Origin of the sequence: Tatumella morbirosei (assembly GCF_000757425.2) — a bacterium.
Lineage (GTDB): Bacteria > Pseudomonadota > Gammaproteobacteria > Enterobacterales > Enterobacteriaceae > Tatumella > Tatumella morbirosei.
In genome coordinates this window covers 458918-482651 of record NZ_JPKR02000004.1, presented here as the reverse complement: position 1 = coordinate 482651, position 23734 = coordinate 458918, and the positions used below count along the sequence as shown (strand labels likewise).

General features: G+C 51.0%; 21 protein-coding genes and 2 tRNA genes. 8 read left to right on the top strand and 15 right to left on the bottom strand.

Going from position 1 to position 23734, the window contains the following annotated elements:
• Positions 1–41: 41 nt before the first annotated feature.
• From mazG to rlmD, 3 genes are all read right to left on the bottom strand, one after another.
• A complete protein-coding gene (gene mazG / locus HA49_RS13460) occupies positions 42–848 on the bottom strand; it encodes a nucleoside triphosphate pyrophosphohydrolase (RefSeq protein ID WP_038018336.1) in 807 nt (268 codons plus the stop codon).
• Between the two features lie 78 nt (positions 849–926).
• Positions 927–3161 (bottom strand): GTP diphosphokinase, encoded by a 2235-nt coding sequence (relA, locus tag HA49_RS13455; protein WP_038018333.1) that lies wholly within the window; start codon positions 3159–3161, stop codon positions 927–929.
• Positions 3162–3184: 23 nt separating this feature from the next.
• Positions 3185–4510 carry a 23S rRNA (uracil(1939)-C(5))-methyltransferase RlmD gene (rlmD, locus tag HA49_RS13450; protein WP_038018329.1) on the bottom strand — a complete coding sequence of 442 codons (1326 nt, stop codon included), beginning with the start codon at positions 4508–4510 and terminating at the stop codon, positions 3185–3187.
• A gap of 100 nt (positions 4511–4610) precedes the next feature.
• On the opposite strand from rlmD, the gene barA reads away from it, so the two are divergent.
• Positions 4611–7337, top strand: coding sequence for a two-component sensor histidine kinase BarA (gene barA, locus HA49_RS13445; protein ID WP_038018326.1), 2727 nt, complete (start codon positions 4611–4613; stop codon positions 7335–7337).
• Positions 7338–7360: 23 nt separating this feature from the next.
• Here barA and HA49_RS13440 read toward each other — a convergent pair whose 3' ends face one another.
• The 4 genes from HA49_RS13440 to syd form a co-directional block, all read right to left on the bottom strand.
• Positions 7361–7807, bottom strand: a complete 447-nt coding sequence (locus tag HA49_RS13440) for a flavodoxin (protein WP_038018323.1) — start codon at positions 7805–7807, stop codon at positions 7361–7363.
• On the bottom strand, positions 7807–8598 hold the full coding sequence (truC, locus tag HA49_RS13435; RefSeq protein WP_038018320.1) for a tRNA pseudouridine(65) synthase TruC: 792 nt from the start codon (positions 8596–8598) through the stop codon (positions 7807–7809). The genes HA49_RS13440 and truC overlap by 1 nt, the downstream gene beginning before the upstream one ends.
• Positions 8598–8927: a YqcC family protein gene (locus HA49_RS13430; protein WP_038018318.1), complete on the bottom strand. Its 330-nt coding sequence runs from the start codon at positions 8925–8927 to the stop codon at positions 8598–8600. The genes truC and HA49_RS13430 overlap by 1 nt, the downstream gene beginning before the upstream one ends.
• 580 nt (positions 8928–9507) lie before the next feature.
• Complete coding sequence (gene syd, locus HA49_RS13425) at positions 9508–10059, bottom strand: SecY-interacting protein (protein ID WP_038018315.1); 552 nt, start codon at positions 10057–10059, stop codon at positions 9508–9510.
• 61 nt (positions 10060–10120) lie between these two features.
• On the opposite strand from syd, the gene queF reads away from it, so the two are divergent.
• The 3 genes from queF (at position 10121) to xni (ending at position 13456) form a co-directional block, all read left to right on the top strand.
• Complete coding sequence (gene queF, locus HA49_RS13420) at positions 10121–10966, top strand: NADPH-dependent 7-cyano-7-deazaguanine reductase QueF (protein WP_038018312.1); 846 nt, start codon at positions 10121–10123, stop codon at positions 10964–10966.
• A gap of 278 nt (positions 10967–11244) precedes the next feature.
• Positions 11245–12609 carry a nucleotide 5'-monophosphate nucleosidase PpnN gene (gene ppnN / locus HA49_RS13415; protein WP_038018309.1) on the top strand — a complete coding sequence of 455 codons (1365 nt, stop codon included), beginning with the start codon at positions 11245–11247 and terminating at the stop codon, positions 12607–12609.
• Positions 12610–12691: 82 nt separating this feature from the next.
• Positions 12692–13456 carry a flap endonuclease Xni gene (gene xni, locus HA49_RS13410; protein WP_038018306.1) on the top strand — a complete coding sequence of 255 codons (765 nt, stop codon included), beginning with the start codon at positions 12692–12694 and terminating at the stop codon, positions 13454–13456.
• A gap of 9 nt (positions 13457–13465) precedes the next feature.
• Here the strand turns inward: xni and rlmM are convergent, their stop codons facing one another.
• The 4 genes from rlmM to HA49_RS13390 all read right to left on the bottom strand — a co-directional run bounded on the left by rlmM (position 13466) and on the right by HA49_RS13390 (position 16765).
• A complete protein-coding gene (rlmM, locus tag HA49_RS13405; protein WP_038018303.1) occupies positions 13466–14569 on the bottom strand; it encodes a 23S rRNA (cytidine(2498)-2'-O)-methyltransferase RlmM in 1104 nt (367 codons plus the stop codon).
• Positions 14566–14958, bottom strand: a complete 393-nt coding sequence (locus HA49_RS13400) for a DUF423 domain-containing protein (RefSeq protein WP_038018300.1) — start codon at positions 14956–14958, stop codon at positions 14566–14568. Before HA49_RS13400 ends, rlmM begins: the two co-directional genes overlap by 4 nt.
• A 41-nt stretch (positions 14959–14999) precedes the next feature.
• Positions 15000–15914 (bottom strand): transcriptional regulator GcvA, encoded by a 915-nt coding sequence (locus HA49_RS13395; RefSeq protein WP_038018297.1) that lies wholly within the window; start codon positions 15912–15914, stop codon positions 15000–15002.
• Between the two features lie 623 nt (positions 15915–16537).
• Positions 16538–16765, bottom strand: a complete 228-nt coding sequence (locus tag HA49_RS13390; protein ID WP_038018295.1) for a YgdI/YgdR family lipoprotein — start codon at positions 16763–16765, stop codon at positions 16538–16540.
• A gap of 199 nt (positions 16766–16964) precedes the next feature.
• Between HA49_RS13390 and csdA the strand changes: the two genes are divergently transcribed.
• The gene (gene csdA, locus HA49_RS13385; protein ID WP_038018293.1) at positions 16965–18167 is read left to right on the top strand and encodes a cysteine desulfurase CsdA; all 1203 of its coding nucleotides are present in this window, start codon (positions 16965–16967) and stop codon (positions 18165–18167) included.
• A 4-nt stretch (positions 18168–18171) separates the two neighbouring features.
• Positions 18172–18609, top strand: coding sequence for a cysteine desulfurase sulfur acceptor subunit CsdE (csdE, locus tag HA49_RS13380; RefSeq protein ID WP_038018290.1), 438 nt, complete (start codon positions 18172–18174; stop codon positions 18607–18609).
• A 13-nt stretch (positions 18610–18622) separates the two neighbouring features.
• Here the strand turns inward: csdE and tcdA are convergent, their stop codons facing one another.
• Both tcdA and mltA read right to left on the bottom strand, forming a co-directional pair.
• On the bottom strand, positions 18623–19441 hold the full coding sequence (gene tcdA / locus HA49_RS13375; protein WP_038019393.1) for a tRNA cyclic N6-threonylcarbamoyladenosine(37) synthase TcdA: 819 nt from the start codon (positions 19439–19441) through the stop codon (positions 18623–18625).
• Positions 19442–19529: 88 nt separating this feature from the next.
• Positions 19530–20630, bottom strand: a complete 1101-nt coding sequence (gene mltA / locus HA49_RS13370) for a murein transglycosylase A (protein ID WP_046791832.1) — start codon at positions 20628–20630, stop codon at positions 19530–19532.
• A 201-nt stretch (positions 20631–20831) separates the two neighbouring features.
• Between mltA and HA49_RS13365 the strand changes: the two genes are divergently transcribed.
• Positions 20832–20908: transfer RNA gene (locus tag HA49_RS13365), tRNA-Met, on the top strand.
• Positions 20909–20943: 35 nt separating this feature from the next.
• Positions 20944–21020 (top strand) — tRNA-Met (locus HA49_RS13360).
• A gap of 85 nt (positions 21021–21105) precedes the next feature.
• Here the strand turns inward: HA49_RS13360 and argS are convergent.
• Positions 21106–22851 (bottom strand): arginine--tRNA ligase, encoded by a 1746-nt coding sequence (argS, locus tag HA49_RS13355; protein ID WP_038018287.1) that lies wholly within the window; start codon positions 22849–22851, stop codon positions 21106–21108.
• A 61-nt stretch (positions 22852–22912) separates the two neighbouring features.
• Positions 22913–23392 carry a transcriptional regulator ArgR gene (argR, locus tag HA49_RS13350; protein ID WP_046791861.1) on the bottom strand — a complete coding sequence of 160 codons (480 nt, stop codon included), beginning with the start codon at positions 23390–23392 and terminating at the stop codon, positions 22913–22915.
• Between the last annotated feature and the right edge of the window lie 342 nt (positions 23393–23734).

Sequence of the window (23734 nt, the reverse complement as noted above, 5' to 3'; positions counted from 1 at the left end):
CTGCGGCGTATTCTCACGCCGCAGAAGCGGTTTCGCGGAATTCAGAATCCCGATTTTTCCTGCTTTTTGACCTGTTGCCAGGCCTCTTCCATTTGCGGAAGAGTGGCTTGCTGCATCGTCAATCCTTGTTCAGCAATAATCTGCTCTACCTGACGAAAACGTTTTTCGAATTTATCGTTGGCTTTCTGCAACGCGGTCTCAGCCTTACTGCCAAGATGCCGGGACAGGTTAACGGTAGCAAACAGCAGATCACCGATTTCCTCCTCCAGCCGCTGCGGGTCAATGATTGGCCGGTTGGCTTCTTCCATCACTTCGGCAATCTCTTCGTGCACTTTATCCAGTACCGGACCGGTTTCCGTCCAGTCAAAACCGACGTTGCGACAGCGTTTTTGTATCTTATAGGCCCGCATCAGAGCTGGCATGGCTCGCGGTATATCATCCAGCGCTGAAGTGAGCGCTTTTGCCTGGCGTTCCTGTTGTTTCAGCTGTTCCCAGTGACGGTTGATCTCTGTGATATCGCTGCGCTCATTACCGGCAAAAATATGAGGGTGTCGACGCTCAAGTTTGGCACTGATACTGTTACATATATCGGTAAAATCAAACAGCTGTTGTTCCCCGGCCATTTGGGCGTAAAACACGACCTGGAACAGCAAATCCCCCAGCTCTTCCCGCAGATCGACAAAATCTTTACGGGAAATAGCGTCCAAAACTTCATAAGTCTCTTCGAGGGTATAGGGCGCAATGCTGTCAAAAGTTTGCTGTTTATCCCAGGGACAGCCCTGCTGCGGGTCCCGCAACTGTTGCATAATGGTTAGCAGACGTTGAAGTGCAGTGTGTGATTCATTCATTGCTCAATCCGGAAATCAGGAAGATGGGCAGAAGATCGCGGTGACCCCGTATCTCGCGGGTCACCGCGCTGTATGATGCTAATGGCGGCGTTTGGCGTCGATAATATCCGGAACCTGGTTCAGACGACCCAGAATCCGGCCCAGTACCTGTTGGTTATAAATTTCAATATCCATATCGATCGTTGCCAGTTGCTTTTTGGTATCGCTGTGGCTGGAAACTCCTAACACATTCACCTTTTCATTCGCCAGGATGGTGGTGATATCCCGTAACAATCCACTACGATCATTTGCGACCACCCGGACCACTAGCGAATATCCACTGGAGTAGCTTTCCCCCCAGACCGCATCGACAATTCGTTCTGGCGCATGATTCATCAGCTCTGCCAGTTGATCACAGTCGGCACGGTGAATGGAAATCCCCCGCCCCTGAGTGATGAATCCGACAATATCATCGCCGGGAATCGGCTGGCAGCAACGGGCAATATGGTGCATCAGGTTACCCACACCTTCCACCACCACCCTTCCGCTCTCTTTATGGGAATGCTGAGGGTTATGGCTCTTCTGGGTTAACTGACGTAACGCAATACGGTCTTCTTCTTCGGCCGTCGGTTTATTCAGTTTCCCTTGCAGGAAGTTAACCATCTGGTTAAGACGAATATCTCCGCCACCAATCGCGGCGAGTACCTCATCCATCGAGGTCATGTTATAACGCGGCAACAACAGCTTCTCAGCCTCTTTAAGGCTGATATCCATGCGGCTCAGTTCGCTGTCAAGGATCTGCCGCCCGGCAAGGATATTTTTATCTCTGTCTTGTTTACGGAACCAGGCATGGACCTTGGCCCGGCCACGGCTGGTCGTTATATATCCCAGATTGGGGTTCAGCCAGTCCCGGCTTGGGTTGGGTTGTTTCTGGGTAATCACTTCGACCTGATCACCCATTTGCAACTGATAGGTGAACGGCACGATCCGCCCGCTAATTTTGGCACCAATACAACGATGACCAATATCACTGTGAATGTGATAAGCAAAATCCAGAGGGGTTGAACCTGCCGGCAGATCTATAACATCGCCTTTCGGGGTAAACACATACACCCGGTCATCAAACACCTGACTGCGGACTTCTTCCAGCATTTCACCGCTGTCAGCCATCTCTTCCTGCCAGGCTATCAGACGGCGTAACCAGGCGATGCGCTCTTCATGGCCGGCCGCTCCACGCGCACTGGTAATCCCCGGACCTTCCTTATATTTCCAGTGTGCCGCCACCCCCAGTTCAGCATCTTCATGCATTTGCCGGGTGCGGATCTGAATCTCTACCGTTTTTCCTTTGGGCCCTAATACCACCGTATGAATCGACTGATAGCCGTTAGGTTTCGGGTTCGCGACATAATCATCAAACTCACTGGGCAGATGACGGTAAAGGGTATGGACAATCCCCAACGCACCGTAACAATCCTGCAGCCGGTCTGCCACAATACGTACCGCACGAACATCGAACAGTTCATCGAAAGAGAGCGATTTTTTCTGCATCTTACGCCAGATGCTATAGATATGCTTTGGTCGCCCGTAAACTTCGGCACGCACACCTTCGCGGGCAATTTCCTGACGCAGGCTGTCGACAAAATTCTCAATATACTGCTCACGGTCAATCCGCCGCTCATGCAGCAGTTTGGCAATACGTTTATATTCGTCAGGATGAAGATAACGGAAGCAGTAATCTTCCAGTTCCCATTTCAGCTGACCAATTCCCAGCCGGTTGGCCAGTGGCGCATAAATGTTAGTACTCTCTTTGGCGGCAAGAACCCGTTCATCTTCCGGGGCATCTTTCATTTCCCGCAGATGTGCCACCCGCTCTGCCAGTTTAATAACCACACAACGGAAATCTTCCACCATAGCCAGCAACATCCGGCGGACGTTATCCACCTGTTCTGAAGCCATGGAGTCATTATGTGTGGCTTTTAGCTGGCGAATGGCATCCATATCACGCACACCATGAACCAGCGAAACGATCCCTTTGCCAAAACGTTCTTCCAGTTGCTCTTCAGTGACAACATTTTCGTTGGCCAGCGGGAAGAGAAGTGCTGCCCGCAGGGTATCGTTGTCCATACTGAGCTCAGTCAGAATTTCGACCATCTCAATACCGCGCCACAGCAGCATGGGTTGCCGCGGATGGTCGCTGGTTTCCGTTTCGCAATAACGCCAGCAGTCCGCCAGACGCTGACAGGACTGCTCATTAGCAATCCCGAGACTGGCAATCCACTGTTCAAGGGCAAATTCCCCCGCCGTATTCATATGCGCACTTCGTACCGCAACCATAACTTCTCCTGCATGACGACCCGTCAGGTCGTTTCGGTTCTGCTAAACAGCACCATTGATTCCAGATGGCTGGTGTGGGGAAACATATCCAGCATTGCGACCCGTTGCAGGACATACCCTGCCGCCAGAAGCGGTTCGCTATCGCGGGCCAGCGTCGCTGGATTACAGGATACGTACAGGATTCGCTCAGGTGCCAGCGCGATAATATGTGACATTATCCCTGCCGCACCTGCTCTGGCCGGATCGAGTAATACCTTGTTGAATCCTTGTGTTGCCCAGGGCTGACCTGTCACATCCTGCTCTAAGTCGTGCCGGAAAAATGAGACATTCGGCAAATCATTATCCTGCGCATTATACGCTGCCTGACGGACTAATGCTGCAACCCCTTCCACACCCACCACATTTTCTACAAATTTTCCTAATGGCAGGGTGAAATTGCCCATACCACAAAACAGATCCAGCACCCTGTCTCCGGGTTGCAATGCCAGCCAGTCTATCGCTGTCGCCACCATCTGCTGGTTTACCTTATCATTGACCTGAATAAAATCCTGAGGACTAAAGGATAACTTAAGGTTATGCGACTGATAATAGGGCATTTCTCCGCAAATATGTTGCAGAGTGTCATTGTCCGCCGCAAAAAACAACGTCAGTTGGTGACTCTGCGAAAATCGTTCCAGTTTTGCTAAGTCTTCGGCAGAAAATGGTTTCAGATGCCGCAATACCAGTACCGTCGTGTTGTCTGCCTGAACCAGTTCAAGATGTCCTAACTGACGAACACCCTGTAATTCGGTTAAACACTGGCGCAGTTCAGGCAACAACCGGGTGAGTGGTTGCACCAACACAGGGCACTGACTGATATTGACGATGTCATTACTGCCATTTTTGCGAAACCCCATATCCAGCTGTTGCTGTGGTTTATTCCACCGTAAACTGAGCCGGGCACGGCGACGATAATGCCACTCATCAGCACTGATAATCTGTTCAACGGCAATACTCCGGCCGGCAGACTGACTCAGCATGCGTTGCAACCCCCCTGTCTTACTTTGGTGCTGCAACTCCCGGGTGGCATGTTGTTGCTGACATCCGCCGCAAACACCAAAGTGCTGACAGCGCGGAGCGACACGTTGCGGGCTTTTGCTCAACAAACGGGTCGTCTTCCCGCGGGAAAACTGGCGTTTATCCTCCAGTATTGTCACGCGGACCTTTTCCCCCGGTAGTGCTCCGCTGACAAACAGTGTTTTGCCCTGATGGCGGGCGACCCCCTGACCAAAAGGGTCAAGTTCATCAATGGTAACCTCCAGCTCTTTTTGTGGGCGGCTACGCTTTGCAGACGAGTAAAATTGCACCATCAGTTATTTATTCTCTTAAAATGACTCATTGCCCAACAGCTGCCGGAGCAAATTCCGGCAAATTTCAGGGAGCGGATGGAAAACATCAACTGTAAAAATTATGACTAAACTCAGCCTGCGCGCACGGATGATTCTGTTGACTCTGGCACCGACCTTAGCCCTGGGTCTGTTAATGAGTTCCTGGTTTGTTATTCATCGCTATAGTGAATTGCAACGCCAGCTGCTATTCGCGGGTACTAATATCATAGAACCTCTGGCGGTCTCCTGCGAATACGGCATGACCTATTATGACAAAGATGCGATTCGAAATCTGGTCAGTCTGTTGCACCGACGCCATTCTTCTATTGTCCGTGCCATTAGTGTGTTCGACAACCAAAAACAACTGTATGTCAGTTCGAACAACAATCAGAACACCGGGTTGATGATGAGCGGCCACACCACGCCTTTTACTGACGATGTGGCCATGATACGTCAGGGAAACCTGACCATCCTGCGTACCCCGATCATTTCTCGTGGAAAAGATGCGCAAAGAACATCGCCGGGTAGCCGTAGTCACAGGAAAAATATCCTCGGCTATGTGGCTATTGAACTGGATTTACGGGCTATCCGTCTGGAACTCTACCAGGAAATTTTTATTTCTGCGTTATTGCTCATCACCAGCCTGGGAGCCGCATTACTGATTGCCTGGCGTTTAAGCCATGATATCACCCTGCCTATTCGTAAAATGGCCCTGACGGTGGACCGGATTGGTCGCGGACATTCCGGCAGCCGGGTCACGGGTGTGATACCGGGGGAGCTCAGCCTGCTACAGAAAGGGATCAACGGGATGGCCGCTTCACTGGAGGAATACCATCAAGAGATGCAGGAAAGCATTAATCAGGCGACCTCAGATTTACGTGAAACCCTGGAGCAACTGGAGATTCGTAATATTGAACTGGACCTGGCCAACAAAAGAGCGCAGCAGGTTGTGCGCCTTAAGTCCGGATTCCTTTCCACCATGTCACATGAATTACGCACCCCGCTGAACGGTGTCATCGGTTTCAGTCGCCAGTTACTCAAAACGCCCCTGGATGAGACTCAGCGCGATTATTTGAAAACCATTGAGCGCTCCGCCGGTCATCTGCTGACAATCATCAACGATGTGCTGGATTTCTCTAAACTTGAGGCGGGACAACTGACGCTGGAGTCTATTCCGTTTCCGTTACGGGCGACCCTGGATGAAACACTAGAACTTCTGGCGCCCGCCGCCCATGATAAAGGGCTGGAACTGACCGTCAGTATTGATCCGAAGCTCCCCGATAACCTGAAAGGTGATCCGTTGCGCTTCCGGCAAATACTGATGAATTTGATCGACAATGCCATAAAATTCACCCCCCAGGGTACCGTCAGAGTCGCTATCGAAACCCTTGATCAACAACCTGATGAAGTCACTTTGCAATTACAGGTGAGTGACACCGGCATCGGGATTAGCCAACAGCAACAAAGCCGGATTTTTGATGCCTTCATTCAGGCGGATGCCAGTATCTCCCGCCGTCATGGCGGCACAGGTCTCGGGCTGGAAATTACCCGTCAGCTGGTGCATAAAATGGCCGGCACCATCGACGTCAGCCACCACGACCCGCAAGGCACAATATTCACCGTATTACTGACATTCCCCCTCAGCCCGCAAATACCGGCAGTGGCCGCTGGGTATCCGGCAGTCAACGGCCAACAGCTATTTTATATTGAATCGCACCCACAGGCTGCCTGCGATGGCAAGGCCTCCCTGAGCGGTTTACCCTGGCAGGTACAACATTTCCAGACCCCACAGCATCTCCCGCCTCAGCAGGCCGACTGGCTGATCTATGCCGTGCCGCCGGACCTGACAGTACAACAACTTCTGTCGGCCCGCCTTCCTGAAACACTGCATCAGCATGGCCGAAAAATCATTATGCTGCTGCCAGCCCCCCTGATGAACGATGCAGAAACACTAAGACAACAGGGTCTGCGGGTTATCGTGAAACCTCTGACGCTTCCGAAAATTATTCAGGCCTTGCGCTATCAGCCACTTTCAACCAAACAGCAAGTACCGCTGGCCGCGATGCCTCGCCTGCCACTGACCGTTCTGGCCGTGGATGACAATGCGGCTAACCTGAAACTGATTGGCGCTCTGCTGAAAGATCAGGTGACTGACTGCATATTATGTCAAAGCGCTAAACAGGCTATCGACATCGCCAGTCAGAGGCCACTCGATGCCATCCTGATGGATGTGCAGATGCCGGAAATCGATGGTTTGCAGGCCAGCACTCAAATCCGTGAACTGCCTTTGCATCAACATACCCCGATTATTGCAGTCACTGCTTTCCCTCTGGAGAAACAGCAACAGCAATTTTTAGCGGCCGGAATGAATGAATCGTTAGCTAAACCGGTCAATGAAAAAATACTTTACCGGCTGTTATCCCGCTATGCCCCACAGCAAACGAAAGATACCCCACACTCGCAGGACAGTGTCATCGACTGGCCACTCGCCCTGCAACGGGCGGCCGGGAAAACCTGTCTGGCAAAAGAGATGCTGGAAATGTTACTGAATTCGCTCCCTGAAGTACAACAGGTATTAACCGGGCCACTGCTTCCCGGGTTGCATCAGGATATTTTGCACCAGGTCCATAAACTGCAGGGGAGCTGTGCTTATTGTGGCGTGCCGCAGTTACAACAATGTTGTCAACGGCTGGAAGAAGCGCTGCGTAAGCAGCCTGATCCCCGTGAGCTGGAGCCGGAGATCTTTGAGCTGCTCGATGAAACGGACAGGGTTCTTATTGCAGGTAAAGAGTGGCTGGCTAAGGCATAACCCTCGCTCAGCCTGACGGATGACTACAGCAAGCCGGCCCACTGTTCAATCCGGGGTAAGGCAACCTCTTCAGGCTCCGGATGTTCGCCGGCATCAATCAGCAAAACATCAGCTATTCGTTGGGCCTGGTGTTCCTGAAGAAGTTCATCAAATAACAATCCTGCGGCGCAATAGTTTTCGTAGCTGCTGTCGCCCAGAGCAATCACACCATAGCGGACGGAAGGCTGATAACCTGTCTGCTCTTTCATGGCATAATACAGCCCGGCAATCGAGTCAGGAAGTTCGCCCTGGCCTGTGGTCGAGGTGATAATCAACCGGACGTTGATACTTTCATCCAGCCACTGGCTGAGATCAGGCTCTTCAAATATCTGCACCTGATGTCCGGCCGCGACCAACAGCGGCTCTGCCTGCTCTGCGACCAGCAACGCATTGCCATACACTGTCCCGACATAAATTCCGATATTAGCCATTAACTTTCCTCTGTACTCGCCGGGGCACTGCTGCTCCCTTGCTCAGCCTGAGTCACGGCGGGTAATTTTGCCAGCAACGCCTGCCAGCCAAAGTGTTCAAACGCCTGCACCCAGACACTATCGGGTCCGGCCTGCAACTGCAATAGTTCTCCGGTGACCGGATGAGTCAGCTCCAGCCGGCTGGCGTGCAGCATGAGTCTCCGGCAACCAAAATGTTCAGCAGCGCCGCGGTTCTGCCGTAAATCACCGTGTCGGCTGTCGCCGATGATCGGATGCCGGAGGTGAGACATATGACGGCGCAACTGATGTTTCCTTCCGGTACGCGGGCTGAGTTCCATCAGCGTGTAACGGCAACTGTTATAACGTCCCACCGGCACCGGGAGCTCCGCATGCCCCAGAGGCTGATAATCGGTCACCGCCGGTTGAGCTTCCCGGGGAACCTGTGAATGTTTGTCAGCGATTTTATCCAGCTCTTCCATCAACGGATAATCGAGGATCCCTTCTTCATTCAGCCAGCCACGCACAATGGCGTGGTAAGTTTTCTGCATCTGGTGTTGTTCAAACTGTTGAGATAACAGTCTGGCAACTTCGGCTGATAACGCAAACAACAACACACCCGACGTGGGGCGATCCAGCCGGTGAACGGTGAATACATGCTGATCCAGTTGATCACGCAGGGTCTGCATGACAAAACGAGTTTCATGGCGATCCAGCCAGCTACGGTGAACCAGCATACCTGCCGGTTTATTGACCGCGACCAGCCATTGATCCTGATAGATAATTTCAAGCATTAAACAGATTCTTGTGCAAACAGACCGTCAAGCTGACTTAAGGTCACCAGTAACACGGGGCGGACGCTGAGCTGCGGCTCCAGCGCCATTTCAAAATAAGGGGTCACGGCCATATTGGCGGGCAATTCTCCGCCGGTCTCCACAAGGGCAGCCAGGCGAGGGATTAATACCCATTGCAGCCATTCGAGCGGATGCAACGTATCCAGACAAAAAGGCTGGTCGCTGCTCAGAGCCTGAGGTTCGGGAGCACTCTGCTGCCATAACTGATGGTCACGCAGAATCTGTTCCAGCTGAGCCAGCCGCTGCAGAATAATCGAATGCGAAGTCACGGGTATCTCCTGAATACGGATAAAAACCGCGCCAGCATAACATTGCAACCCGTAAAAGCGAGGGGATAAAAAAGGGAGTACTGTAAAAAACAGTACTCCCAGTCTGTTCGCAGCAATCCGGCTACATTCTTGCTCCCTGCAATTCAGTGGACTTATTCAGTATCAGCAAGGTCATCCTGACTGCGATCCGGTCCAATGAGGCGCTATACATCCGCTACAGCAATTTTCCCTCCTGCGGAGGTGTTATTCACTCTTTGTCAGAGCAGGCTGGTTCTTCCTTTACCCGCCTTGCGGTGTCTTACATCCTGTAGAACACCACCCTCCCTGGGTTGGTTTCGTCCTGAAAACCTAAGTATCCATGGCATCCTGCCCGTGGAAGCTATTCTGTCAGAGTTGCTATTTTTCGCAACACAATTTTCACTGAAAAAATCCTATTTATCTATATATTTCAATGACTTTAAAATAAACCACTGAAAGAATAGGGTTTTATCCAGGGGATGCCTGACTGAAATAAAATCTGATTTTTGATCTCTTACACCTGAAGTAAGAGATCTCTTACGTATTAATCGTTAAAAACAGGTTATTTTGTTACAACAACAACTAATTTATTAAGAAAATCATCGACAGTTTCTGACAGAACTTCACGTTTTTTGGTACCCAGTGACTCCCGGATGACTTCACCACTGAGATTGCATATCGAAATAATTTCCGTATCCTGGTCGGTCGCCGCAATAAATAAGGTGGGAGTCTGTTTCAGCCGCCGCTTCATCACCAGATGACCAATCAGATTTTCCTGAACACGACTGAAATCAGCTTCATTCCATACCTGCAGCAAAGTCACTGGCAGTCCGAACCATTCAGCCTGCATATCCCCGGCAAACTGCGCGGTATACCAGGCGGTGACTGCCGGTTGCAGGGTTATCTCCAGGCCACGTTCTACCGCATCCAGAGATGAAGGCAGAGTAAAGGATTGCGGCTGCCAGTAAACTCCCTGCGTATCCCGGCTGACTTCACACGGTGAATCAATACCATACAGTTCACGACTGTAGGGAAGATGGCCGGTTTGCTGCTGCCACTCATCACAATAACGGCGGCTAAACTGCCTCATGGCATCTAAGGTTTGCTGCATCATTCATTTTCTCACTTCTGATCGGGTACACTGAGCACAACTCTATTTTACCAGTGGTACTGTTATGAATCATTATGACCATCACCAGGCGCTTGAAGGGCTGCCCCTTGGGAAACAAACCTCTTACACAGAACATTATGCACCACAGTTGTTACAGCCGGTGCCGCGAAGTCTTAACCGCGATGCTCTGAAACTGCACGATGATAACTTGCCCTTCCACGGAGAGGACCTGTGGACCTTATATGAACTCTCGTGGCTGAATTCTCTGGGAGTTCCCCAGGTCGCCATCGGTCATATGGCCCTGAGTGCCGCCAGTCTTAACCTGATTGAATCTAAAAGTTTTAAACTCTATCTCAACAGCTTTAATCAGACAAAATTTGCCGACCGGGAATCGGTCAGACAGACACTTGAACAGGACCTCTCGGCCTGTGCTCAGGGAGAGGTCAGAATTACCCTGCACAGCCTGGACGAATTTGAAGGTCAGCCAGTGGGCTCCTTCCGCGGAGAGTGTATCGATTCACTGCCAGTGAGCGTGGATAATTATAGTTTTGATAACACCCTGCTGGCGGGTGCCTCCGAAACTCAGGTCGTCGAAGAGACTCTGGTTAGCCATTTACTGAAGTCGAATTGTCTAATCACTTCCCAGCCAGACTGGGGATCAGTGATGATCCGCTATCGCGGACCACGTATCCGTCGTGAGCCACTACTGCGTTATCTGCTCTCTTTCCGGCAGCATAACGAATTTCATGAGCAATGTGTGGAGCGTATCTTCTGTGATCTGCTTAAGTTCTGTCAGCCTGAAGAACTGACCGTTTATGCCCGTTATACTCGCCGTGGAGGCCTGGATATTAACCCATGGCGCAGCAACGTCAGTTTTGACGCCCCAACGGTACGTCTGGCCCGCCAGTAACCCTTTGCTAATCTCTGCCTTGCGGGAATACCCTGTTCCGGCTGGCGGAGTATCGGTTAACGTATTCTGACCGGCAACTCCGTGACACCCGGGGTCACTGTTTCCGGTCCTCTTAGCGCAGAATCCGCACGGATAAACCTTGTTAAAATTCAGACTATAGCGATACTTAGAGGACCCGGTTGTCAGACGGATGACCGGACAGGGAGCCTCAGTCACGGCAATTCCTGGTTCAGCCGATGTATGATGCAGCAGTTCCCCATGGGGAGTAAGGAGTTCTCTTGATTACACATATCAGCCCGCTCGGGGCAATGGATCTGCTTTCCCAGATGGAAGTGGATATGCTGAAACAAACTGCCAGCAGTGATTTATACCAACTGTTCCGTAACTGCTCGCTGGCGGTACTGAACTCCGGGAGTCTGACCGATAACAGCCAGCAGCTGCTATCCCGCTTCGGGGATTTTGATATTAATGTGTTACGCCGTGAACGCGGTGTGAAACTGGAATTAATCAACCCACCGGAAGATGCTTTTGTTGACGGACAAATTATCCGCTCGTTGCAGGCCAATTTATTCGCAGTACTGCGTGATATCCTGTTCGTGACCGGACAACTGAATAATTCTCAGGCTTTTCGGGATCCTCATACTGAAGATTCAGCCTTTATTACCAACCTGGTATTTTCCATCCTGCGTAATGCCCGTGCACTGCATATCGGCGAATTACCGAATAATGTCGTGTGCTGGGGAGGTCACTCAGTGAATGCGGTTGAATATCAATACTGCCGTGATGTGGGTACCCAGCTTGGTCTGCGGGAATTGAATATTTGTACCGGCTGCGGACCCGGTGTTATGGAGGCCCCTATGAAGGGGGCGGCGGTCGGTCACGCACAGCAACGTTATCGTGAAGGCAGATTCATCGGCCTGACCGAACCGTCAATCATTGCGGCAGAACCCCCTAACCCGCTGGTCAACGAGCTGATTATCATGCCGGATATCGAAAAGCGTCTGGAAGCTTTTGTGCGGATTGCTCATGGCATCATCATTTTTCCCGGGGGTGTCGGTACCGCGGAAGAACTGCTGTATTTGTTAGGAATTCTGATGCACCCGGCCAATCAGCACCAGGTGTTACCGTTAATCCTGACCGGCCCCCGGGAAAGCGCCGACTATTTTCGCGTACTGGATGATTTTATTGTTAACACCCTGGGAGAAGAAGCCACCCGTCATTATCAAATCATTATTGATGATGCACCGGCAGTGGCCAAAGCGATAAAACAGGCCATGCCGGCAGTGAAAGAGTATCGTCGCCAGACTGGTGACGCCTACAGTTTTAACTGGTCATTACGTATTGAACCCGAACTGCAACTGCCGTTCCAGCCAACCCATGCCAATATGACGGCGCTGAACCTGCATAAGGATCAGCCAAAAGATAAACTGGCCGCGGATCTGCGTCGCATGTTTTCCGGTATTGTCGCAGGAAATGTGAAAGATAGCGGGATACGGGAAATTCGTGCCCACGGACCCTTTAAAATTCATGGGGATGCCGATATTATGCAACGGATGGATGCTCTGTTGCAGGGCTTCATAGCTCAGCACCGGATGAAATTACCGGGCAGTGCTTATGAACCCTGCTACGAAATTATCCTCTGATCCTATGGTCTGCCGGCGGCCCCGGGTTGCCGGCAATCTTTCCACCCCCTGATTATCTCCTGATCACTTATTTCCGGCGGTTATGACTTATCATTTGTTAATTATCGATGCCCTAAACCTCATACGACGGATTCACGCCGTGCAGGGGGAGCAGTGTGCTAACGGTGTGCGTGCCGCGACTCACCAGTTACTGCAGCACAGTCAGCCTACGCATGTGGTGGCGGTGTTTGATAATCCCCTGCAACGTCACGGCTGGCGACATGAGTTGCTGCCGGGTTATAAAGCCGGACGTCCGGAAATGCCGGAACAGTTACGCCAGATGATGCCGGCGCTTCAGCAGATATTTGAACAATCCGGAGTTCACTGCTGGCAAGCCGGCGAAGATGAAGCTGATGATCTGGCCGCCACGCTGGCCTGTAAAATGTCGCAGGCCGGGCATCAGGCCACCATAGTGTCGACCGATAAAGGCTATTGCCAGTTGCTGGCCCCGGATATCCGTTTGCGCGATTATTTTCAGAAACGCTGGCTCGATGTGCCTTTTATTCGTGAAGAATATGGGGTAACGCCACAACAACTGCCTGATTATTGGGGATTATGCGGTATCAGCAGCAGTAAAATCCCGGGAGTGGCCGGTATCGGCCCCAGGAGTGCCAGCGAACTGATAGGTCGTTTCCATAACCTGGAACAGTTATATCAACAGCTGGATCAGGTGCCGGAAAAGTGGCAGAAGAAATTACGAGGGGAGATGGAAACTGCCCTGCTGTCACGTCAGGTGTCCCGGCTCTCTGCCGGGCTCTGTTTGCAGGGCAATCTGAAAAGTTTGCGTTATCTGCCGGGCAGCAGATAAATCCGGGGGTTACCCCCGTTCGTCCAGCCGGCCAGGATGAGCACTCCAGATACGCCGGATATGAACTGTCACTTCTTCTCTGTCGTGATATAACTGCCGGGCCTGAATCTGAGCATTAACACCAGCGGCAGACAATGCCTGTTCAATCATTTGCAGATTTTGTGAAACTTCCTCATAGCGTTTTTTCATCGGCAGTTTCAGGTTAAAAATCGCCTCACGGCACCAGCCATTGACCAGCCACTCTGTCATCAGGGAAGCGACGCGCACCGGTTTTTCTACCATATCGCACACCAGCCAACTGATGTTGGTTTTTGGTGGACGGAATTTAAAGCCATCTTCGCGATGATGCATCACCTGCCCGGTCTCCATCAGTGAGGGTGCCATAGGGCCATTATCCACGGCATACACCATCATACTGCGTTTCACCAGCTGATAAGTCCATCCCCCGGGGCAGGCCCCCAGATCCACGGCATACATCCCGCTGGCCAGACGTTCATCCCATTCATCCGCCGGTACAAACACGTGAAATGCTTCTTCGAGTTTCAGCGTAGAACGGCTGGGTGCATCGGACGGGAACTTCAGCCGGGGAATGCCCATAAACAGTGACGAGTTATTCTCCGGCAAGGAATATCCGACATAGCAGGTCCCGGAAGCGATAAAGAAAACATGAACCACCGGACGCTTACTACTTTCATAATTCAGCAGAATACCCTCTTTACGTAATGCCGCACGCAATGGCACCGTAAACTTACGGCAGAATTTCAGTAATTCTTTCGCTTCATTAGTATCCGGAACTTCAACCCGTAGATCGCCGCCCTTCTCTACTACCCCGGTCAGCATGCCGACTATCGGAGAAATCCGGTCTTCCTGTGGCAGGTCCCGCAGAAGTTCCCCCACCACAATCATCTGCCGGGCAAAGATCAGTGACTGGAAAGCAATCTCCCGAATCAGCTTATCGGCATCTTCATACTGATAGCATTCGAAAATTACATAGCCGGAATTGTCCTTCACCCGGGCAAAACCAAAAACCTGTAATTCAGTCGCACGCGCCGTAATTTCCGCCGCGCACTCTTTTTCAAAACCCGACCGGCAATATAACAAGACTTTGTTCATGGCTGCTCGCCCTTCTTTTTCAGACGCAGAGCGCCAATCAACATCAAAAACCAACCGGCGAGGAAACAGAGTCCACCGACAGGCGTAATAAACACTAAAAACTTCAGGTGGGACAGCGCCAGACAATACAGGCTGCCGCTGAATAATACGGTGCCCAGCGCCAGCATCGCAGCGCTCCAGTAAAACCAGATATTCGCTCTGCGTAACATAGCTGCGGCCAGCCCGAGAATCGCCAGGGTGTGGTATGCCTGGTATTCCAGCCCGGTATGAATCCAGGCCATTTCATTATTTCCCAGAGTTTTACTCAATACATGGGCACCAAATGCACCAAAAGCCACCAGCAGAAAACCGCTGACAGCCACAAAAATAAACATAGTACGGCTGGACATCACCTGCTCCTCATCCTGCCCTCGTGCCACTGCGGCGAGAATTAATCATACCTGAATCGAAATTTTTCCTGCTCACTGGCAGCACGTGCCAGAATCCATTGCCGGAAAGCGGCTATTTTACCCAGATCTGCCTGACTGTCATGGCAAACCAGATAAAAAGCGTTCTGACTGGCTAAAACATCATTAAACGGACAAACTAATCGTCCGCTCTCAATTTCGCTCTGCACCATAACATTATTCGCCAGCGCGATCCCCTGCCCGTGAATTGCCGCCTGTAAAACCATCGAAGAATGGCTGAATATCGGGCCTTGCTGAACATTTACCCCGCTTAACCCCAACTGACGGGTGTAGGTTTGCCAGTCACGCCGTGATGCATCATGCAGCAGGGTGAAGTAGCTGAGATCCGCCGGACTCTTGAGAGAATGCTCTCCGGTCAGCAGGGCCGGAGAGCAGACCGGTAACAGATACTCAGCATAGAGTTTTTCGACCCGTAACCCGGGCCAGTTACCGCGACCGTAAAAAATCGCGACGTCCACATCATCGGAGAGTTTATCCTCTTCCCGGTCGACGGCCTGGATTCGCACATCAATCCCCGGACAATCCTGGTTAAAGCTGGAGAGTCGCGGGACCAGCCACTGAATCGCGAAACTGGGGAGCAGGCTGACGGTTAATGCCCCTTTGGCACTGCGCGCCTGGAGCTTGCGAGTGGCATCATTTAACGAGGCGAAAATCTCTTTGATATCCAGCGAATAGCTTTGACCTTCTTCGGTCAGCAATAATGAACGATTACGGCGACGGAAAAGTTTCAGCCCCAGAAAATCCTCAAGTGACTTAATCTGGTGGCTGACCGCCGCCTGGGTAACAAACAACTCTTCGGCAGCACGGGTAAAACTCAAATGCCGCGCCGCTGCATCAAAAACTTTCAGCGCATTGAGTGGTGGCAGACGTTTGGACATAACACTCTTCAGATTCACAGACTCAGGGATACCAAAACCTTCAAGATTCAGGCATTAGTTTTATTAATCCGAAGCATTATAAATTGTCCATTGAGGAAGCTCCAGCAAATACCTATAGTTGCGCCACTTCCTGAGCCGGAACGGAAAGTGTCTTGTACCTCAGGGTACCAGAGGCTTTTGGCTTTGGGTGGTGATGTTGTGTTTGCATTGGGTCTGTTTTTCAGACCTGCTTAATTTCCTGTGATATACCCTGTCTGTCCATAGTTTATATTTTTTACAGCACCGCTTTTAGCGGTGTTTTTTTTTGCCTGAAAACCACCAGTCAGCATATATCACTACCAAATCAACCTTACGCAATACTTATGCATGCTTTGTGATACCACAGCAGAAGCCAATCGTTTGCGCGTGATTATTTACTCAGTTTGGATAGATTTAGTTTATGCAAAAAAAGCATAACAGAGGGAGTTGGACCTGGTGAAAAGCAGAGGATGGGCGACCTGACAGGGAAGAGAAAAGCAAAATAGCGCAGTCATCGAAACTCATTATAAGGAACAATAACCCCGTGACACCAGAGGTGTCCGGGGCAATCAGTCAGCCGCTGTCAGCACAGCGGCTGTCACCACTTATTGTCCGACTTCAGTCATATCTTTAACGTCAGAGCGGTTAATCTGTTGCTTGTTACCATTACTGTCTTTGTAAACCATCATGCCGGTATCATCATCGACGGTGGGTTTCCCCTGAGTCACCACAGTACGGCCATCGTTAGTGTGCAGAACATAATTAGAAGAACAACCCGCCAGGGTAAACACCAGTGCTGAAACAACGAATGCTGCTGCAATAGGCTTTTTCATTTATTATCTCCTTAATCAGGGTATCTTATACTGTCAGTCATCATTGAATGACGCGGCCTGTCAGTGATCGCTGTGACAACTGTCTTATGCGATTCTCTGCTGACAGTCAGCTTATAAAAGCATAAGACAAAGTGGATAATCCGCCAGTAAACAGAGGCATTTTCAGGCTTATCTTAAATTTATCAGACACGAGTATGTTATGAATGGTTTTGACCCTGCGGAATTTCGCCGCCAGTTCCCTGCTCTGGACAGCCGGGAGATCTATCTGGACAGTGCGGCTACCGCCCTGAAGCCGCGGGCAATGACAGAAGCCACCCGGGAATTTTACCGTACTTCAGGCACGGTTCACCGCAGCCAACATGTTCAGGCCCGTCGGTTGACCGAAATATATGAAAATACCCGTCAACAGGTCGCTGATCTACTCAATGCAGGTGCTGCACGACAGATCATCTGGACCCGGGGTGCCACCGAATCGGTAAATCTGGTCGCCAACAGCTGGCTGAGTCAGCAATTAACACCGGGAGATCAGATTCTGGTCAGCGAAATGGAACATCATTCCAACCTGCTGCCGTGGCTGATGATTGCGAAGCAGCGTGGTGCAAAGGTGGTAAAATGGCCGGTCACCGCGCAGGGATTGCCACGTTATGATCTGTTACCCGGGCTGCTGACGCCGAGAACCCGCTTGCTGGCTGTCAGTCAGATGTCAAACGTCACCGGCGCCCTTCCTGATTTAGAAAAAATCGTCGCGCTGGCACATGCCGCCGGAGTGAAGGTTTTGGTCGACGGAGCGCAGGGGGTGGTTCATCAGCCGCCGGATTTACAGCAACTGGCGGTCGATTTTTATCTGTTTTCCTGCCATAAAATGTACGGCCCTACCGGACTTGGCGTGCTGTTTGCCCGTGAGGAACGACTCAGTGAAATGACCCCGTGGGTAGGCGGTGGCAAAATGATTGACGATGTCAGCTTTGAAGGCTTTACCCCGCGCCCCGCGCCCTGGGGCTTTGAAGCAGGTACCCCGAATATTGCCGGCGTTTATGGCTTTAATGCCACTCTGAAATTTTTATCTGAGGTCAATCTTCCGCAGGCAGAGAGGTGGAGTCAGTCGCTGGCCAGTGACGCAGAAATTCGGCTGGCTGCGCTGCCCGGCTTCCGCAGTTTTCGCCAGCACTCAGCCCCCTTGTTGTCATTTACCATTGAGGGTATCCACCCTGCGGATCTGGTGACCTTACTGGCTGAGCAGAATATTGCTCTGCGAGCCGGACAACACTGTGCTCAACCCCTGATGGCCGCGCTAAACACCCCTGGCACGTTACGGGCCTCTTTTGCCCCTTACAATAATCAGCAGGATGTGGACGCCCTGGTCCATGCGGTCAGCACAGCCGTTCTGTTGTTAAGCGAGTAAAATCATGAATGAAATAATTGCGCCCCATCCGTTTGGGAGTGAAATCACAGAAGCTAAGCTGCTACAGCAATTTTCTGCTTTTCAACACTGGGAAGAGCGCTACCGGCAACTGATCATGTTGAGCCGACAACTGCCGCCACTGCCGGAAACACTGAAACAGCCGGCGATTGAGATCTCTGGCTGCGAAAACCGGGTCTGGCTGGGGAGTCAGAAACTGCCGGATGGCCGTCTGCATTTTTATGGTGACAGTGAAGGGCGCATCGTTAAGGGGTTACTGGCTGTTCTGCTGACCCTCAATGAAGGAAAAACAGCCAGTGAGATCCTCAGTCAGGACCCACTGGCTATATTTGACACACTCGGACTGAAACAACAATTAAGTGCCAGCCGCAGTAGTGGCCTGGATGCACTGGCTGCCGCCATCAGACAGGCGGCAGAAACCTGAACAGCATGATTCGTCAGAGGGCAGACGCAGCACTCTGACGCTGCCTGCGCGCGAGATATTTCTTCAGCGCGTGTGCAACCGCGATAAAACCAAAACTGGCAGTGACCATAGTGGCAGCACCAAATCCTGCTTCACAGTCCATACGCTTTGGCCCTTCGGCGGTACTGCGCGAGGCACACACCGACCCATCCGGTTGTGGGTAGACCAGCGCTTCGGTGGAAAAGACACAATCGATCCCCAGCTTACCCTTACTGTTTTTTACCACTGAATAGTCTGACTTCAGCCGTTCACGTAACTTAGCCGCCAAGGGATCCTGAATAGTTTTGGCCAGATCGGCCACCATGATTTGGGTAGGGTCGATCTGCCCGCCGGCCCCGCCGGTGGTAATCAGCGGAATTTTGTAACGGCGGCAGTATGCCAGTAGCGCGGCTTTTGGCCTGACACTGTCGATAGCATCAATCACATAATCAAAACCAGACCCGATAAGCGCAGCAACATTATCGGGAGTGACAAAATCATCCACGCACACCACGTCACATTCCGGGTTTATCTGGCGAATACGATCAGCCATGACTTCTGTTTTGGATTGCCCGACATTGCCGCGCAGTGCATGAATCTGCCGGTTAGTATTGGTGACACAAACGTCATCCATATCGATTAATGTCAGACTGCCGATACCGGTACGGGCCAGCGCTTCTGCGGCCCATGAACCCACGCCACCAATGCCCACCACACAAAAACGGGCCTGCGCAAAATCATTCAACGCCTGCTGACCATACAGACGCCCTGTACCGCCAAACCGCTGGCGCCAGCTATCGGTAACTTCCGGCATAGTTCCTCTTTTATTCACTTCATGACCGGAACACTGTGGGGTTCCGGTCGCCATACTCTTTATGGCCTCCCGCAGGAGGCCCGGACAATTAACGGGTCAGTAGTCCTGTCCCGGGCGCTGATTTTAACACCCAAACTCGTCCATAGTGATTATAAAAGCCAGCAAGTTGTGCGGCGCCGGGACCAATCCCCTGATAAATATCGAAATGTTGACCTTTAATCGCTCCGCCAACATCCAGAGCCACCATCAGCCGCATCTGATAAGTACCGTTGAATTTGCCCTGATCATTCAGCTGCGGAATTTCAGCTAACAGCACCGTGCCTGGCGGGATCAGTGAACGATCGGAGGCTACCGAGGCTTTGGCTACCAGAGGCACCGCGCTGGCTCCCCGGACAGGAGTGTACTCTTCCGGTTTGAAAAACACGAAAGAAGCATTGGTCTCCAGTAAAGCCCGGACTTCCTGATAAGAATGATTCTGCGCCCATTCACGAATCGCCTGCATTGACATGTCTTCGCGCTTCACCTCACCGCGATCGATCAGTTCTTTGCCAATACTGTGATAAGCCCAGCCATTCTTGCCACCATAGCCGAAGAAGGTCAGTGGACGACCATCGCCGAAATCAACATATCCGCTGCCCTGAACATCCATCATAAAGTTATCGATTAAAGAATTACTCCAGGCAATCACGTAACGTGAATCGAGCGCACCATTATAGATTTCGGCACGGCTGGGGAGTTTGTGGCCTCGTTTACGGGGCGGCATCCGGTAGATAGGATACTGAAATTCACCCTGTCGGGTATAACGGGCTTCGATAACCGGAGTGTAATAACCGGTAAACTGTACATTACCGTAATTATCAGTGCCTTCCATCTGCCAGGCATCTACACCAAACTGCCGCAACTGGCGGGTATTGCCACCTGATGCCAGCCAGCTTTCGATGGCCTGATAGGTACTGCGGTTGCGGTTAAACAATCCGCCTGAAGCGAGTTGAATCTGCCTGACCTGACTGGCAAAATCCCGGGCATTGACCGGTGCACCATGTGCATTAGGCTGGTTAACTAATGCAAACGGCTGACTGAGCTTGCCATCTTTATACTGTTGACCGCGATCGGTAGGTTTTGAAGAACATCCGGCAAGTAAGGCCAGAATAACCCCCGTCACTGCATATTTTATCCGGTTTCCTTTCATTAATGCTGCCTTTACTGATTTGTCTGTGGCGAAGATAGCAGAGGGAACCGGATAATTAAATCATCCGCCGCCCCCACCCCGGGGATTTACATAAAAAGACAAAAACCGCCGGAAAATTCAGCAGACCACGGTTTTTTTTACGGTTTTTCTAAAAAATGGGTTGCATCAGATCCCATGAGGAGTATAGTGCGCTTCCACGGACGCGGGGTGGAGCAGCCTGGTAGCTCGTCGGGCTCATAACCCGAAGGTCGTCGGTTCAAATCCGGCCCCCGCAACCAATACAATGTAAAAGCAGTAATGACAGTCACGCGGACGCGGGGTGGAGCAGCCTGGTAGCTCGTCGGGCTCATAACCCGAAGGTCGTCGGTTCAAATCCGGCCCCCGCAACCAACATAAGAAAGCTTATCAAATCTGTTTTGATAAGCTTTTTTTTCGTCTGCAGAAACCGATGAGCAGGCCCGGGGCCTGCTCAGATTTACATTCTTTCCGGCACCCTGAGTCCCAGCGTATCCATCCCCTGCCTTAATACACGCCCTGTCAGTGCGGCCAGCGCCAGACGGCTCTGTCGTTCCTGCGGTTGATCATGATTCAGAATAGGTGATGCCGCATAAAACCCTGAGAACAGAGAAGCCAGCTCGTAGAGATAACTACACATGATGTTAGGCATCCCTTCCCGTGCCACTGCCAGTAATGCTTCTTCAAACTGAAGAATCTTCACCGCCAGGCTCCGCTCAGTGTCTGAAGTAAACTTCAGCGAGGTCACCACAGGGTCGCCCTGCGGCTGAATCAGCTCTGCTTTACGCAGTATCGAACTGATGCGCGCACAGGCATACTGAATATAAGGCGCGGTATTGCCTTCAAAACTCAGCATTAAGTCCCAGTCGAACACATAATCCGTTATCCGGTTTTTCGACAGATCTGCATATTTCACCGCACCAATACCGATGATTTCTGAAAGTTCACGCAGTTCGGCGGCCGGCAAATGAGGGGATTTTTCACTGACCAGTTTATGTGCGCGAACGACGGCTTCCTCCAGCAGTTCTGACAGCCGGATAGTTCCTCCTTCCCGGGTTTTAAACGGCTTGCCCTCTCTGTCCAGCATCATGCCAAATTTATGATGCTCCAGGCTGACCGACGGCGGGACATATCCGGCACGGCGGACAATTTCCCAGGCCATCATTAAATGCTGATGTTGCCGCGCATCAATATAATAAAGAATGCGATCGGCATGCAGTGTCTGATATCGGTATTTCGCACAGGCGATATCGGTGGTGGTGTACAGATAGCCGCCATCCTGTTTACGGATGATCACTCCCATCGGATCACCCTGCTTATTGCGATAACTTTCCAGATACACCATCACCGTATCGGCTTCTTCGGTCGCAATACCGCGTTCCAGCAGATCATTGACGATCTCTGGCAGCATCGCATTGTAAGAACTCTCGCCACGAATATCAGCGGACGACAACGAGACACCTAACCGGTCGTAATTTTTCTGGTTCTGCGTCATCGAAATGTCCACCAGCTTATGCCACATCCGGCGACAATACTCGTCCCCCTGTTGTAGTTTAACCACGTAGCGGCGGGCTTTGAGCGCAAATTCCGGATCTTCGTCGTACAGCTTTTTGGCCGCACGGTAAAAACCTTCCAGGTCAGACAGGGAAATATCGCCGTCATTTTCGGCTTTTTCCAGACAGGCAATCAACATACCGAACTGAGTTCCCCAGTCCCCAATGTGATTCACCCGTGTGACCTTATGCCCCAGAAACTCTAACGTCCGGACACTGGCATCACCGATAATGGTTGAACGCAAATGACCGACATGCATCTCTTTGGCGACATTAGGTGAGGAGTAATCCACCACCACATGCTGCGCTGGCTGTTTTTCAACCAACAACCGGGCATCATTCAATGCCAGACCAGTCTGATACTGAAGCCACCCATCATTAAGAAACAGATTAATAAACCCGGGTTTGACGGCTTCCGCCCGTGCAATAATTTCTTTGCACTGTTTATTATTCATCAGCTGTGCGGCAATCCGCTCTGCTAACTGCAACGGATTCTGTCCCTGAGATTTGCCGATAGCCATCATACTATCTATCTGATAATCGCCGAACTCCGGACGAGCTGACGGACGTGCAGTAACAGATTTATCTGTTGTTATATTACTCTCTGCCATCGCCTGTCTGACCAGTCCGGCCAGAACAGATTTAATATCCATAAATCACCTTTTCAAGTTGACCACAGAAAATATAATCAGTTAACCCGAATAGTAATATTCTTCAGCCATCTGAATTTAGAATACCTATTACTGATTTCTGTAACTGTTGAGAATTAATACCAATCACCGGAACGACAAAGATAGTATCATCGCCAGCTACGGTTCCCAGGATCCCATCTGATTTTCCGCAGGAATCAAGTAAGCGGGCAATCAAAGGTGCCGCACCGGGAACCGTATGTGCAACGACCATCCAGTCATTGGTTTCAACACTCAGCACAGAACTTTTCAGGGTCGTTTTCGCGGTAGGAATCCCCCGCTCCGCCGGCAGGCAATAGACCATCTCCATTCTGGCGTTACGGGTTCTGACCGCACCATAACTGGTCAGCATTCGCGATACTTTGGACTGATTGATATGAGCAAAACCATGCGCCGTCAGATATTCAACAAATTCGGCCTGGGAGCCAAATCGTTCCTCTCTTAACAGTTGCTGAAAGGCCTTATCGAGATCTAAATGTTTAATGTTTTTTATGGTATTAGTCATGATGTTCTCTGAATTAATGGAATACACAGGGAATATTATTTTTGTCGGGGTAAGAAATACCATTTCCTGAGAAAATACTCCCGATAAATATTCACAGAATAATCATTCATTGACTTTAATCATGTAATTCACCCACGACTTCAGGCTCTGTAAGCAACCCCCCACAGATAAATACATCGCTTAACATTTCATTACATTAATGACCCGTAAAAAATTGCTTCACATTAATTAATCTGACCATTATAAATTGAATATTTATTTCCCAGAAATAAATAACAGAAAGTCAGCAGCAGGTTATTCCTGCTGCTGACTGATGATTATTACCTTAATATTAACGTTCGG